This is a genomic window from Nocardia sp. NPDC060255, assembly GCF_042727395.1.
Classification (GTDB): Bacteria; Actinomycetota; Actinomycetes; order Mycobacteriales; family Mycobacteriaceae; genus Nocardia.
Genome location: NZ_JBHXAU010000041.1, coordinates 19,537 through 33,926, shown reverse-complemented (window position 1 = coordinate 33,926; position 14,390 = coordinate 19,537). Strand labels below are relative to the sequence as shown.

Genomic DNA, 14,390 nt, shown 5'->3' with positions numbered 1-14,390 from the left:
GTTTCCAGCCCCAGCGACGCCACCACCGTTCCCCCGAGATGGCCGGGCGCCTGGACCGTGGCGCCCGATTCGAGCAGTCTACGAACCGCGACACGGTTGGTGGAAAAGGTGGTGAAGCCGCCGAGCACTCCGATACCGGGAAAGGGACGCAGCAGTTTCTGGGCTACCCATCTCGCGGTGCTCGGAACCATCAGAATCCCGATAGCAAAGCATCCCATGACATTTACCGCGAGCGTCGGCCAGGGGACCCGCCCAGGCCACATCGGCCGGACACCCGCCGACATCGTCGCGGACGAGCGCGCCGGGCGAGAGCGGAACCAGCGCCGACGGTCCGATCGACGGGGTACGCCCCACCCGTTGACCTTCCGCGCCGAATGCCACCTGCGCAATGTTATCGGTTGGACCGGTCGGTCCGTTCAGCCGGACCCATCTCGAAAGGCAATGCGAACAGCGTTGTTCATTGACATCTGGCCGAGTTCCGCGTACGAATGGCCTGAAGGTTTGGCCGAAGTTGCCTCCACCCCCCACTTACTCAGGTCGGAGCAACGATGGCGGCACAGCGGGCACAACCGAATGCGCACCCGGAGACGGCGGAGGCTCGCCGCCCGGCGCGTCAGCAAATCTCAGGCAGACGGCAGCTAGCCGTCGGCCGTACTCTGCGTCGACTCTCGATCGTGGCACTCGCGACGGCCTCGGCCGGGCTCGGACACCTGGCGCCCGCGGTGGCCGCACCGATCTATCCGGTGCCCGACCGCGACGGCTTCTACAGCGCGCCACCGGATGTCGGTAACTTCCAGCCGGGCGATGTGATGCGCAGCAGGCCGGTGGCCGCGAACGGCTTCCCGGGCGCGACGGCCTGGCAGCTGCTGTACCGGTCGACCAATTCCGCCGACGCGCCGATCGCCGCGATGACGACCCTGCTGCTGCCGCCGGGCGGCGGCATGAACCGGCCGATCGTGTCGTATCAGCCATTCGTCAACGCGCTCGGCCTGCAGTGCGCGCCCTCGCACAGCATCTTCGACGGCACCATGCAGGAGGCCCCCGCGCTGAACGCACTGCTGGCCAGGGGCTGGGCGGTCGCGGTGCCCGATCATCTCGGACCGACCAGCGCCTACGGTGCCGCGCGCCTCGGCGGCAGGCTGACCCTCGACGGCATTCGCGCCGTAAAGCGTTTCGGCCCAGCCGATCTCGGCGGCAGCGTGGTCGGCATGGCGGGCTACTCGGGCGGCGGCATGGCGACCGGGTTCGCCGCGGCGCTCGCGCCGGAGTACGCACCGGAGTTGCCGATCGTCGGCGCGGCACAGGGCGGTGTTCCGATGAATATCGGCAAGCTGGCCCAGGACGTCGGCTTGCAGCGGAGCCCGCTGTTCGGCCTCGGCTTCGCGGCCGCCATCGGACTCGAGCGCGAATACCCGGCCGAGCTGGAGATGGATCGAATCCTGAACCCGGCAGGCTTCGCGCTGCGCAACCAGATTGCCAACGCCTGCACCAACGACATCATCAACGCGGGCGCGAACAAGAGCTTCAACGATGTCTTCTACGGCGCGATGGACGCCGACCCGACGGTGGTCCGCATCCTGCACGAGAACAGCATCGAGATCTACCCCGGCGTCCCGCGCACCCCGATCTACGAATGGCACGGCGCCAACGACCAGGTGTCACCGCAGCTGGTGCGTGACGTCCTCGGCCGGTATTGCAGCCAGGGCGTCCGCGTCCAGTTCGACCTGATCCCCGGCGCCGACCACGGCTCCGCGATCGCCCCCGGTGCGATCAACGCGTTCAACTACCTCGGCGACCGCTTCGCCGGTGTGCCCGCACCCAGTAACTGCTGAGTCGGTAAACACAGCACAGCGCCCGCGTTCTCCATTGAACGCGGGCGCTGTGTCGTTCGAGCGGAACGTCAGTGCGCGAGCACCGGCTCACCCTCCGACGGCACCGGCACCGTGTTCGGCATGAGCACCGCGGTGATCAAGGCGCCTGCCACGAAGATCGCCGTCGCCCACCAGAAGCTGGTGGTGTAGCTCTCCACCGCGGACTGCGCGACGGTCAACGGATCCGGCGCCCGAGTCGACAGGTAGTTGGTGGCGGCCGAGGCGGCGATGGTGCTGAGCAGCGCCGTGCCGATCGAGCCACCGACCTGCTGGCTGGTGTTGATCATCGCCGAGGCCACACCGGCGTCCTCGTGGTGCACCCCGGAGGTCGCACCCTGGAACGCGGTGGACATCGCCCCACCGAGGCCGAGGCCCAGCAGGATCAGTGCGGGCAGAATGTGCGAGGAGTATCCGGTCTCCAGGCCGATCTGGGTCAGCCAGGCCATACCGGCCGCCGCGATCAGGAAGCCGCCCGACATGACGACCTTCGGGCCGAGCTTCGGCAGCACGAACGAGGGCACCGTGGTGGACGAGACGACCATCGCCGCCACCATCGGCAGGAACGCCAAGCCGGTCTTGATCGGCGAGTAGCCCATGCTCAGCTGCATGTAGTAGGTGAGGAACAGGAAGATCGCGAACATCCCGATGCCCATGACGAACACGGTCAGGAACGAGCCGCCGCGAGTACGGTCCAGCACGATGCGCAGCGGCAGCAGCGGATGCGCGACCTTGGTCTCCAGCCAGGCGAACACCGCGATCAGCACCGCGCCACCGATGAGGAAGCTCAGCGTGACCGGGTTGGTCCAGCTGGTCGACTCGGCGTGCGAGAAGCCGTACACGATGCCGAACAGCGCGGCGGTCACCACGATGGTGCCGGGGATGTCGAGCTTGGGCCGGTTCGTGGTCACGTGCTTGGCCAGCAGCAGCACCGCGCCGACCAGGGCGACGGCCGCGAAGGCCAGGTTGACGAACATCACCCAGCGCCAGTTGGCCCACTCGGTGAGCATGCCGCCGAGCAGCAGACCGATCGCACCGCCCGCACCGGCGACCGCACCGAAGATGCCGAACGCCTTGGCCCGTTCACTCGGTTCGGTGAAGGTAACGGTGAGCAGCGACAAGGCGGCCGGAGCCAGCAGTGCGCCGAACACACCCTGCCCGACGCGAGCCGCGACCAGCATCTCGAAGCTGGTGGCCGCGCCACCGACCGCGGAGGCGCCGGCGAAGCCGATCAGGCCGATGATGAAGGTGTTGCGGCGACCGAAGAGGTCGCTGAGCCGGCCACCGAGCAGCAGCAGGCTGCCGAACGCCAGTGCGTAACCGGTGACCACCCACTGCCGGTCGCCATCGCTGAAGCCGAGGTCGCGCTGGGCGGCCGGCAGGGCGATGTTCACGACGGTCGCGTCCAGCACGACCATGAGCTGTGCCACGCCGAGGACGGCGAGCACCCACCAACGCAGGGCGTGCGAGCCGCGACGGCCCTGATCCGTTTCAGCGGGGGCGGGTGCCCCACGGTCGAACGTGGTAGTCATGTGTCCCCTTTGTCTCAAGTATTGATGCGGAGTTGGTGCCTCCGGTTACCGTAAGAAGCTACCACCATAACGGAGAGAACGCCTCCGCTTAATCCCGATACTTGATAGGATGTGAGTGTGAATCACGCCACGGCCCTCTCTCCGCCTCGCCGCCTGCGTGCCGATGCCGCGCGAAATCAGCAGCGGATCATCGCCGCGGCGCGCGAACTCTTTGCCGATCACGGACTCGAGATCACCCTCGACGACGTCGCCGAACGCGCAGGCGTCGGCGTCGGCACCGTTTACCGGCGCTTCGCCAACAAGAAGGAACTGATCACCGAGGTCTTCGAACAGAGCATCAGCGAGTTCGCCGAGGCGGCCGATGCCGCCTACAAACACGCCGATCCCTGGTTCGGCCTCGTCGAGTTCTTCGAGTACGCCTGCAGGCACATGGCGAAGAATCGCGGCTTCAGCGAGGTGATGCTCGAGCTGGAGGACGACGTCGACCGATTCGTTGTCGTCCGCGACCGGATCAAGCCGACCGTCACGGCCATCGTCGACCGGGCTCGCGATGCCGGCGTGCTCGCCCCCGGCATCGAGCCCTCCGACTTCTTCGCGCTGATCCACATGGTCGACGGCATCGCCGAGTTCGCCAGGCCGGTCAATCCCGATGTCTGGCAGCGCTACATGGCGATCGTGCTCAACGGCGTGCGGGCCGACGGCACGCCGCCGCAGCAGCTGCTGATGCCGCCGCTCAACGACAGTGAGGTAGAGCAGGCCAAAGGCGCCTGTGCGGGACGCAAAAGGTAACAACTGCGTTATTAGCAGGCCATAGCACACACCGATCCCCTACAGTTGGTCACATGACCAACTCGTGGGTGAACTGGGCTGGCGATCAACAGTGCACGCCGGCGACCATCGCCTCCCCGCGCACCGCCGATGAGGTCGCCGAGATCCTCGGGCGCGCGAGCGACGCCGGACAGATCGTGCGCGTCGCAGGAGCGGGGCATTCGTTCACCGACGCCGTCCTGACCGACGGCGTGCTGCTGAACCTCGCGAACCTCAACCGCGTCCTCGACGTCGACACCGCCACCGGACGCGTCCGGGTCGAGGCGGGCATCACCCTCAACGCCGCGAGCAACGCACTGCACGAGCACGGCCTCGCCTTCCCCAACCTGGGCGACATCGACGTGCAGACCGTGGCGGGCGCCACCGCCACCGGCACCCACGGCACCGGATCCACCCTGCAAAACCTCTCGGCCGCACTGCATTCCATCGAACTGATGCTCGCCGACGGCAGCCGGGTCGAGTTGAACGCGGACACCGACCCCGAGGGCTGGCGCGCGGCCAGGGTCAGCATCGGCGCGCTCGGCGTGATCACCGCCGCGACCCTGCAGCTGGTGCCGTCGTTCGTGCTCGAGGGCATCGAGCGGCCGGTCCCCGTGGACGACATCCTCGCCGACCTGGATGCCTACGTCGACGACAACGAGCACTTCGAGTTCTACATGTTCGGGCACAGCCCGCTCGCGATGACCAAGCGCAACAATGCCGTCGAATTGCCCGAGCAGCCGCGCGGCAAGGCCGTCGACTGGCTCACCGACATCCTGATGTCGAACTACACCTTCGACGCGCTGTGCAAGCTCGCCCGCCGGCAACCGCGGCTGGTGCCGTACATCCAGCGCGGCGCCGCCTACGCGGGCAGCTACCGTCGTCAGGTCGACCGCTCCTATCGGGTCTTCGCGTCCCCGCGCCTGCTCCGCTTCACCGAGATGGAATACGCGATCCCGCGCGAGCACGCCGCGACCGCGATCCGCGAAATCAAGGATCTCTCCACCGAATTCCATACCGCGATGCCGATCGAGGTCCGCTGGGTCGCCCCCGACGACGCGTTCCTCTCCCCTGCCTCCGGTCGCGACACCTGCTACATCGCGGTGCATCAGTACCGAGGCATGGCGTACGAGCCGTACTTCCGCGCCTGCGAGGCCGTGTTCGACAAATACAACGGCCGCCCACACTGGGGCAAGCGGCACTTCCAGACCGCAGACACGTTGCGCGAGCGCTACCCCGACTGGGACCGCTTCGCGGAGGTTCGCCGCCGGTTCGACCCGAAGGGCCGCTTCAGCAACGCCTACCTGAACCGGGTCCTCGGCCCCGTCGACTGACAGCTGGCGGTTATCCGGCGGCGAGGATCTCGGCGACCAGACGCGGGACGGCCGTGCCGATGGGTTCGCGGACGAGCTCCGTGGCCATCGAGTCGTACGGCGTCGCTTCGTTGTTCACGATGATCAGATCCGCGCCGTTCTCGACCGCGATCGCGCACATCGACGCCGCTGGCTCGACCTGCAGCGAGCTGCCGATCGCCAGGAAGATGTCGCTGGTTTGGGCAGCGAGCGCCGCCTTCATCATCGTGCGCCGGTCCAGCTGCTGGCCGAACATGATGGTCGCCGACTTCAGCACGCCGCCGCACTGCGGGCACGGCGGGTCCGCCTCGCCCGCCGCGACACGGTCCAGTACCGCGGCCATCGTTGTCTGGTAATCACATTCGACGCAGACCACCTCGAACATGTTGCCGTGGATCTCGATCACCCGGTCCGCCGGCGAACCGGCGCGCTGGTGCAGCCGGTCGATGTTCTGCGTGATGATCGTGACCGCGCGCCCGGCCTGCGCCAACTCGGCCAGCGCAAGGTGTGCGGCATTGGGTTGTGCCGCCCAGGCCGGGTTGTCGCGCCGTGCCAGCCACGCGCGTTGGCGCAGTTCCGGATCGGCCAGGTAGTTGTCGTAGGTCGAAAGCAGTTCGGCGATCGGGTCTTTCGTCCACACGCCGCGCGGGCCGCGGAAGTCGGGGATGCCGGAGTCGGTGGAGACGCCCGCCCCGGTGAGCACCCCGATGCGGCCGTCGCGGCTGCGCCACTCGCTCGTCATAGCAGCAAAGCCTAGGGCGCGCGGAACCTTCGCGTCATCCGCGCTCGGCCGGCCTTACCCAAGACGATGAGAGAATGTTACGCTAATCCTCTCATCGCTTTACGGGTGTTGATCAAAGGAGATCACTATGTCCGCCGCCCTCGAAACCACCAGCGCGCGTGCGCGCCGTCCGTTCGAGCCGGGCACCCGCCTGTGGGATGAGACCGGACTGATCACCTTCTCGTTGACCGCTGGTTCTGCTTTTCTGCTGCAGACCATGGAGCCGAGTATCGCCGCGGTGGTCGACGAACATTCCACCTTCCGCACCGATCCGATGGGTCGCGCGCTGCGCAGTATCGCGTCAGTGATGATGTGGATTTACGGCGGCGAGGAGGCCCTCGTCGAGGCCGATCGGTTGCGCATCATGCACGCCTCGCTCAATACCACCGACGCACACGGCGTTCGGCACAAGGCGCTGGCCTCGGGGCCGTGGGCCTGGGTGCTGCACACCGGGACATTCGCCTTTGCCGAGAACGCGAAGTACTTCGCCCGCAACCCGCTCTCGCCGACGGAGAAGGAGGCGGTCTACCAGGAGATGGTGCAGTTGATGCGCAACTTCTCGGTGGCACCCAAGGAGATTCCGGCGAGCTATGCCGAGTTCGAGACGTTCTTCGCCGACATGGTGGCGAACCAGTTGGCGGCCACCGGGACCGCGCGCGACTATCTGCGGGTGATCCGGTCCGTCGCGCCGCCGAAACAGTTGCCGCGGGTTTTCGCGCCCCTCTGGCGTCGGGCTGTCGCCCCGGTCGGGCGGCTGCAGTACTTCGTGACAGTGGGGACGACGCCCGAGGTCGCTCGCGAAAAGCTCGGGTTGACCTGGAGCGAATCCGATGAGCGCAAACTGCGGGCATTGGGTTGGGTGATCGCCCGCGCGGTTCCGCTGCTTCCGGAACGGGTGCGGTACTTCCCGATCGCTTATGAGGCGCGGCGCCTCGAGCGTGATCGTGCACGGCTGCGCAAGATGATCGACTTCCGTCCGATCTGAGCACTTGCGACGGCGCTGTGGCCACAAACGGTCACGGCGCCGTTTTTGTTGTGCGACAGTAGCTTTCGGCAGCTCGCCGCACCGGGGCGCCAGGCCCTCAGCTAGCTACGCACGGGGAAATACCGTCCAGTTCGGACATCGATTGGTTCCGCATCGACAACCCGTTGTGCGCCAACGACTCTCGCTATGCGCCCATCGCCCGGACAGAATCCGGCGCCGATATCCATACAAAACCGTCCAGTCCGATAGTGACGTCCGGTCGATCCCGTCGGGCATAGCAGCACAGCAACCGAGGGTCGTCCGCGCAACCGCTGTGCAGCAACAATTTTCGAGGCACATCCCCTGCACCGCAACGGGCGTCAATGCGGACGAGGGCCTGTCCGCAGTAACGATCTTCGCCGCGCTGGTATACGTATCCCGTACGCTTCGACAGCGTTTCGGCCTCAACACGCCGGATAACCCTTATCTGGCAGCACAGACTCAGATCCGCTCACCGAAAGGCGCCTCTATGCCGCACAAGCCCAGCGTGCTGTTCATCTGCGTGCACAACGCGGGCAGATCGCAGATGGCCGCCGGGTTCCTCACCGCGTTCGCGGGCGACCGGATCGAGGTGCGGTCCGCGGGCAGCGCACCGGCGGCCGCGCTCAACCCGGTCGTAGTCGCCGCGATGGCCGAGGTCGGCATCGACATCTCGGGCCAGACCCCCAAGGCGCTGACGATGGACGCGGTGGGCATTTCCGACGTGGTGGTGACCATGGGCTGCGGTGACGCCTGCCCGTTCTTCCCCGGCATCAGCTACCGCGACTGGGTGCTGCCCGATCCGTCCGGGCAAACCATCGATGTGGTCCGCACCATCCGCGACCGCATCCAGATCCTCGTCGAAAATCTGATCGCGGAACTCGTCCCCGCCCTCGCCCGCTGAGCGTCTTCGCACATCCGCTTCGTTCCTCGCGCACCCTCTGCATGACAGGCGCGGCTGTGCGGCGCGAATCGGGTGTGCGAAGAACCGTGCGCTGTCCGATTCGTTCAAGACCGGCCGGGGCATGGCTGGTTACCGTGCGGGTATGACTCCACAACTCGACGTCATCGGCATCGTCGTCACCGATATGCCCGCCTCCGTCGCCTTCTACCGCCGCCTCGGCCTCGACTTCCCCGCGGGCTCCGAGACAGAGCCGCACGCCGAGGCCGCCCTGCCCAACGGTTTCCGGCTGGCCCTCGACACCGAGGCCACCGTCCAGTCCTTCCACCCCCATTGGCAACCCCCGGCCGGCGCGGGCCGCATCGGACTCGCCTTCCGCTGCGCGGACCCCGCCGAGGTCGACTCCGTCTACACCGACCTCATCGACGCCGGCTACCACGGCGAGATGAAGCCGTGGGACGCCTTCTGGGGCCAGCGCTACGCCGTCGTCCATGACCCGGACGGCAACGGCATCGACCTCTACGCGGCCCTGCCGACCGCCGACTGATCAGCCCGCCTTCGACAGCGCGCTGCCTCCGCCCGACACCGCCGCAGCTGACCGAGTCAGCACCTGCCCCAACGGCATTCCGGTGAGATCACGCACCTCCCGCGCCAAGTGCGCCTGATCCGCGAACCCGGTCGATGCGGCGGTGTCGGCGAACGGCATCCCCTGCCGCGCCGCCGCGAGCGCGCGTTGCATCCGCAACACCCGCGCCAACGTCTTGGGCCCATAACCGAACGCCGCCAGCGAACGCCGATGCAACAGCCGCGCATTCAACCCCGCCGCCTCGGCGGTCGCCCCCACCGACCACCCCGCGTCCAACGCCGCGACGACCCGCCGCAACACCGGATCCGGCGGCGCCACCTCCGCAGCCCGCCGCAACGCAATCCGCTCCAGCGCCGACACCGGATCGTCGGCCTCCGAGAGTTGCTCACTCAGCCGCCGCACCGTCCCCGACGACCACACATCAGCAAGCTCTATCCGCTGATCCCGCAACGCATCCGCAGGCACCCCGAGCAACGAAGGCGCTGTCCCTGGAAAGAATCGAAGCCCCACATACCGCGTCCCCACCGCCACCACCGGCCGATAGGCCCGAGTGTCCGGCCCGGCGATAACCAGCCGCCCACCGACCCACAACAGATCAATACATCCGTCCGGCAACACCGGCGACCCAGCGTCGTCCCCGGTAACTGTCCGCGACCACACCACGGCCCGCCCGAACCTGGACGGCCGCTCCCGATACCCCCGACCATCCCAGGCATCGTCCATATCCTCGACGCTACCGCCACCCTCCGACATGCTCGACGGACAGCGGTGGTCGACGATGCAGTTGTTCCGAACCAGCGGCTCAGCGTGGCGCCGGGGTCGGGAACACGCCGCGCGGGACGACCCGGACGAAGGCGTCAGGGTGCGCGGCGGCGATTTTCGAGTCGGGGTCGGTGCAGCCGACCGTGACATCGCCGACCGGAGCTGCGGAAAACGTCCACACCGTCATCCAGTCCTTGCCATTCACCGATTCGGTCTTTTTCGCATCCGAGGAACGGAGATCTTCGTTCCGGCCGGAACTGTCGACCACCGTGCAGCGCAGCTCATTTGCGGCCGGTCCCCACTCGGCGGGCATCCGGATATCCATCACGGCGTCGGCGGGAACGGCGACTTTTTTGGTCTCGCCGAGCGCGATCCGCACGCCACCACCGGTTTCGCTGTCGTCGCCCGACGCGGACGTGCTCTCCCCCGAACTGGAGGTCCCCGGATTACTCGACGAGGACGATTCCTTGCTCGCCGACTTGTCGTCGGAACACCCCGACACGACGACCGCGACCAGCGCCGGACCCACCAGCCAAATCAATTTCACAGATCAAACCCTCTCGTCGCGCCCACTTACCCGGCGATTGGTACGGATCAGCGATCGAACTGCGGGTGCTCGTCGTGATCATGTGCACGCCGCCGACAGACAGAGCATGACAACTTCGGAGTCGAATGGAGCGTACACGCGCCCGAAATCGCCGATTTATTCAGTAATTTGCCGGAGTAATGTTGCCTCGTTCGTTGTCACCATTTACTCCACGGAGACTCGTCTGATGACTTCACCTGTCGCGTTCCACGCGGTCGAAATCCCACTGCCCGACGGCACCGCCGACGCCTACTTCGCCCATCCCGACGACGGCGCCGCTCATCCTGGCCTGCTGTTCTATCCGGACGCGCTCGGCCTGCGACCGTGGCTGCGCGAGATGGTGGAAACCATTGCCGCGCACGGGTTCGCCGTACTCGCGCCCAACCTCTTCTACCGCTCCGGCCACGCCCCGGTGCTGCCCGTGCCCGATTTCACCGAGCCGAACGCGATGGGCGAGTTCTTCGCGGCCCTCGGCCCGATGCGCGAGGCGCTCACCCCCGACAAGGCCATGCAGGACGCGCACGGCTACCTCGCGTGGCTGTCGGCCAACGAGTTGGTCGCGCCCGGCGCGCTGGCGACGACGGGCTACTGCATGGGCGGCAGGCTCGCGCTGCGTACCGCGGCGACCTTCGGTGACCAGGTGGCCGCGGCGGCCAGTTTCCACGGCGGCTTCCTGGCGGCCGACGACCGGCCGGACAGCCCGCACCACACCGCGGCCGACATCACCGCCGAACTGTTCACCGCGCACGCCGACCACGACTCGTCCATGCCCGCCGAGGACATCACCCGCCTCGAGCAGGCGCTCGACAAGGCGGGCGTGCGCTACACCTCGGTCGTCTATCCCGACGCCCAGCACGGTTTCACCATGCGGGATACGCCCGCCTATCGCGAGGACGCATACCAGCGCCACCTGCACGATCTCCTGGCTCTGCTGAATCGCACCGTCAACGCGGAATAAAGGACTATTCATCCGATGTTTCGGCTGGAGTCGGCATCGACTCCAGCCGCCAGGCCGGACTGTGCGACAACGCGACCAACCGGCCGGTTTACGGGGGCCGTTGCCGCTGGAACCGCCGGTTCCGCATAGTGTTGTGAGTAGGCGATCATCGGGAGGACCACATGGCAAAGCTTGTGTGGATGGAGGAACGCGACAACGGGGCGGAGTCCAGGCGTGAGTGACGAACGGGGCATGGCAGCGGCGGCTCAGCGCTACTCGGGCTTCACCGGGTACCGGCAGGCCGCGCTCACGACCACCCCTTCTACCCGTCCGGTCTTCATCGGCGTCGCGCTGATCGTCAGCGTGTTCCTGGTGTACGCGGCGCATCCCGCGTCGAAAGACGGCGCGGACCACGCCTGGTTCGTCGGCATCGCGGTGGCGGGCGTCTTCGTCGCCCGTGGTCTGCACCTGCGGCGTCCGATCACCTTGGCGCACTTCGCGGTCGCTATCTTGGTACTGGCGATCGCCAGCCTCGCTTACCGCGCGGAGCACCCCGGCATCGGTTTCGTGCTGCTCGCCTCCAGCGGGTTCATCATGGTGCTGCCCCAGTCGAGCAAGCCGCAGCCCGAACAGCTCTACCGCGTCGCCGAACTGGTCGGCCGGACCGAACTGGACCCCCTGGCGCCGTTCGCCCTGCACTCCTCGAAAACCTACTTCTTCAACGCGAACTCGACCGCGGGGATCGGCTACCGCACCCGCTTCGGCATCGCCGTGGTGGCGGGCGATCCGATCGGCGACCGCGCGGCGTTCCCCGCCTTGCTCACGGACTTCTCCGAATTCGCGATCAACCAGGGCTGGCGGATCGCGGTCCTCGGCGCGAGCCCGGACCTGGCCGAGATGTGGCAGCGCCGCGCGCTGGATCACCGTGGGCTGCACGCCGTTCCGATCGGCCGCGACGTGGTGATCGACGTGGACAACTTCGCCCTGGTCGGCAGAAACTTCCGCAACCTGCGCCAAGCCGTCAGCCGCACCCGCAATTTCGGCGTCAGCACCGAGATCGTGGACGAGTCCGCGCTCACCGACGCGCAACGCGACGGGCTGCTCGCCATCGTCGACTCATGGGGCAGGGGCAGGCAGACCCGCGGTTTCTCGATGATCCTCGATCATCTGCTGGACGGGCGGAACCCGAACATGCTGGTGGTCATGGCCAAGGACGAGGACGGCACGCTGTCCGGCTTCCAGCGCTACGGCATCTCCAACCGCGGCCGCGAGCTCACCCTCGACGTGCCGTGGCGGCGCAAGGACGCCCCGAACGGCCTGGACGAGCGGATGATCATCGACCTGGTCGACTACGCCCGTGAGCACGACATCCACCGGATCTCGTTGGCCTTCGCACCCTTTCCCGAGCTCTTCGCCGACAAGGAGAAGTCGCGCACGGCGAAGCTGATCTATGTGGCTGTGCATCTCGGTGATCCGCTGATCCGGCTGGAGTCGCTGTATCGGTTCCTGCGCAAGTTCCACGCGCTGACCGACCAGCGGTACGTGCTGATCCGCTGGCGCGAGGTCATCATCGCCGCCGCCGCGCTGCTTACCCTGGAGTTCGCACCGCACCGCCGCGAACACTGAGGAAGCCGATGGAACTGACGCACAGCGATATCAAGGCCGCCGTCGAGCGGGTGGCGGGCCAGATCCGGCCGATCGCCCTCGCCGACGACGGGCACCTGTGCCTCGCGCTGGAGCTCCTGCAGCACACCGGCAGCTTCAAAGCGCGTGGCGCGCTGAACTTCCTGCTCACCCATCGGGAGAACGGCACGCTTCCGGACGCGGGCGTGACCATCGCCTCGGGCGGCAATGCCGGACTCGCCTGCGCCTGGGCCGCGCGCAGCCAGGGCGTGCGGGCCACGGTGTTCCTGCCGACCACCGCGCCGAAGGTGAAGGTGGACCGGCTGCGCTCCTATGGCGCCGAGGTCACGCTGATCGGCACGCAGTACGCCGACGCGCTCGCCGCCAGTCGCGAATTCGCGGCAGCGACAGGCGCTTTGCTGTCGCACGCCTACGACAATCCGCTGATCGCCGCGGGCGCCGGCACGCTGATGGAGGAGATCCATCAGCGACTCCCCGACCTCGACACCGTGGTGGTCGCCGTGGGTGGCGGCGGGCTGTTCGCCGGAGTAGCTACCGCCGCGGATCATTACGGCGTCCGCACGATCGCGGTAGAGCCGTCACGCTGCCGCGCCCTGAACGCGTCGATCGCGGCGGGACACCTGGTCGACGTGGACATCGATTCGATCGCCGCGGACTCCCTCGGTGCCCGCCGGGCCACCGAACTGGCGCTGTACGCCGCGCAGAACTACAACGTCACCTCCGTGCTCGTCGAGGATGCCGACATCATCGCGGCTCGGCGCGCCAGCTGGGAAGACCGTCGCCTCGTCGTCGAATACGGTGCCGCCACAGCGCTTGCCGCGCTGCGCGGCGACAATCCCCCGTTCCGGCCCGAGCCCGGCGAGAAGGTGTGTGTCGTGGTGTGTGGCGCGAATACCGACCCGTCCGATCTGACGAAGTAAGCGCGCGATGGTGCCGCCCGGATTTCCGGCGAACACCGCCGAGCGGCGTTAGGCTCGTACCGTCTTCGATCCCGACGGAAGCACTTCCATGGCGCTCGCATCCCGCATGGTTCCCCTCGGCACACCGGCACCGGACTTCACGCTGCCCGATCTAGATCACCGGACGCATGCGCGCGCGGACTTCGCGGACGGGCCCGGCCTGCTCGTCGTCTTCGCGTCCAACCATTGCCCGTACGTCAAGCATCTCGAATCGGCACTCGGCGAGGTCGTCGATTCGCTGCCGATACCGACGGTGGCGATCTGCACCAACGACGCCGCCACCTACCCGGACGACGCGCCGATCCGGCTGCGCGACCAGGCCATTCGCGCGGGCTGGACGTTCCCCTACCTCGTCGACGCGACACAGGAGGTAGGCCGCGCCTTCGAGGCCGCGTGCACTCCGGACTTCTTCCTCTACGACGCGGCCCTCACGCTCGCGTATCGAGGCGCCTTCGACGAATCCACCCCCGGCAACGGAAAACCGTTGACCGGCAACGAGTTGCGTGCCGCCATCGAGGCCGTGCTGGACGGCAAGCCGGTGCCGGAACCGCACCGGCCGAGCATGGGCTGCTCGATCAAGTGGCGAGCCGACTGACAATCCGCAGCGACAAGCCATGCCCGGTGGGCGAAAATAGCAACGTCGCAGGACCCGACCGTCCGACGAAAGGGGAG

The 14,390-nt window shown here is 67.4% G+C and carries 14 protein-coding genes and 1 pseudogene; 10 read left to right on the top strand and 5 right to left on the bottom strand.

The features are described from left to right. Positions 1-20: 20 nt before the first annotated feature. Positions 21-263 (bottom strand): annotated as a pseudogene (locus ACFWF1_RS41920) (fluoride efflux transporter FluC); the annotation flags it as partial. A gap of 393 nt (positions 264-656) precedes the next feature. Here ACFWF1_RS41920 and ACFWF1_RS41915 point away from each other — a divergent pair. Beyond that, positions 657-1,832 carry a lipase family protein gene (locus ACFWF1_RS41915; RefSeq protein ID WP_379285721.1) on the top strand — a complete coding sequence of 392 codons (1,176 nt, stop codon included), beginning with the start codon at positions 657-659 and terminating at the stop codon, positions 1,830-1,832. Between the two features lie 68 nt (positions 1,833-1,900). Here the strand turns inward: ACFWF1_RS41915 and ACFWF1_RS41910 are convergent, their stop codons facing one another. After that, the gene (locus ACFWF1_RS41910; RefSeq protein WP_379285221.1) at positions 1,901-3,400 is read right to left on the bottom strand and encodes an MFS transporter; all 1,500 of its coding nucleotides are present in this window, start codon (positions 3,398-3,400) and stop codon (positions 1,901-1,903) included. Between the two features lie 117 nt (positions 3,401-3,517). Between ACFWF1_RS41910 and ACFWF1_RS41905 the strand changes: the two genes are divergently transcribed. Together ACFWF1_RS41905 and ACFWF1_RS41900 are read left to right on the top strand one after the other, a co-directional pair. Further along, positions 3,518-4,189 (top strand): TetR/AcrR family transcriptional regulator, encoded by a 672-nt coding sequence (locus ACFWF1_RS41905; protein WP_379285222.1) that lies wholly within the window; start codon positions 3,518-3,520, stop codon positions 4,187-4,189. A 53-nt stretch (positions 4,190-4,242) separates the two neighbouring features. Continuing rightward, the gene (locus ACFWF1_RS41900) at positions 4,243-5,541 is read left to right on the top strand and encodes a D-arabinono-1,4-lactone oxidase (RefSeq protein ID WP_379285223.1); all 1,299 of its coding nucleotides are present in this window, start codon (positions 4,243-4,245) and stop codon (positions 5,539-5,541) included. 10 nt (positions 5,542-5,551) lie between these two features. Here the strand turns inward: ACFWF1_RS41900 and ACFWF1_RS41895 are convergent, their stop codons facing one another. Next, complete coding sequence (locus tag ACFWF1_RS41895) at positions 5,552-6,301, bottom strand: NAD-dependent deacetylase (RefSeq protein WP_379285224.1); 750 nt, start codon at positions 6,299-6,301, stop codon at positions 5,552-5,554. A 127-nt stretch (positions 6,302-6,428) separates the two neighbouring features. Here ACFWF1_RS41895 and ACFWF1_RS41890 point away from each other — a divergent pair, with 127 nt between their 5' ends. From ACFWF1_RS41890 to ACFWF1_RS41880, 3 genes are all read left to right on the top strand, one after another. Beyond that, positions 6,429-7,325, top strand: coding sequence for an oxygenase MpaB family protein (locus ACFWF1_RS41890; RefSeq protein WP_379285225.1), 897 nt, complete (start codon positions 6,429-6,431; stop codon positions 7,323-7,325). 508 nt (positions 7,326-7,833) lie between these two features. Further along, positions 7,834-8,247, top strand: coding sequence for an arsenate reductase ArsC (locus tag ACFWF1_RS41885; RefSeq protein WP_379285226.1), 414 nt, complete (start codon positions 7,834-7,836; stop codon positions 8,245-8,247). Positions 8,248-8,389: 142 nt separating this feature from the next. After that, positions 8,390-8,791, top strand: a complete 402-nt coding sequence (locus tag ACFWF1_RS41880) for a VOC family protein (protein WP_379285227.1) — start codon at positions 8,390-8,392, stop codon at positions 8,789-8,791. Here ACFWF1_RS41880 and ACFWF1_RS41875 read toward each other — a convergent pair whose 3' ends face one another. After that, on the bottom strand, positions 8,792-9,553 hold the full coding sequence (locus ACFWF1_RS41875; RefSeq protein ID WP_379285228.1) for a helix-turn-helix domain-containing protein: 762 nt from the start codon (positions 9,551-9,553) through the stop codon (positions 8,792-8,794). Between the two features lie 79 nt (positions 9,554-9,632). Next, entirely contained in the window at positions 9,633-10,139 is a 507-nt protein-coding gene (locus tag ACFWF1_RS41870) for a hypothetical protein (protein WP_379285229.1), read from the bottom strand. Positions 10,140-10,365: 226 nt separating this feature from the next. Between ACFWF1_RS41870 and ACFWF1_RS41865 the strand changes: the two genes are divergently transcribed. The 4 genes from ACFWF1_RS41865 (at position 10,366) to ACFWF1_RS41850 (ending at position 14,313) form a co-directional block, all read left to right on the top strand. Continuing rightward, the gene (locus ACFWF1_RS41865; RefSeq protein ID WP_379285230.1) at positions 10,366-11,136 is read left to right on the top strand and encodes a dienelactone hydrolase family protein; all 771 of its coding nucleotides are present in this window, start codon (positions 10,366-10,368) and stop codon (positions 11,134-11,136) included. Between the two features lie 213 nt (positions 11,137-11,349). Further along, the gene (locus ACFWF1_RS41860; RefSeq protein ID WP_379285231.1) at positions 11,350-12,741 is read left to right on the top strand and encodes a bifunctional lysylphosphatidylglycerol flippase/synthetase MprF; all 1,392 of its coding nucleotides are present in this window, start codon (positions 11,350-11,352) and stop codon (positions 12,739-12,741) included. A gap of 8 nt (positions 12,742-12,749) precedes the next feature. Next, on the top strand, positions 12,750-13,679 hold the full coding sequence (locus ACFWF1_RS41855) for a threonine/serine dehydratase (RefSeq protein ID WP_379285232.1): 930 nt from the start codon (positions 12,750-12,752) through the stop codon (positions 13,677-13,679). A gap of 88 nt (positions 13,680-13,767) precedes the next feature. Further along, positions 13,768-14,313, top strand: a complete 546-nt coding sequence (locus tag ACFWF1_RS41850; RefSeq protein ID WP_379285233.1) for a thioredoxin family protein — start codon at positions 13,768-13,770, stop codon at positions 14,311-14,313. Positions 14,314-14,390: the final 77 nt, after the last annotated feature.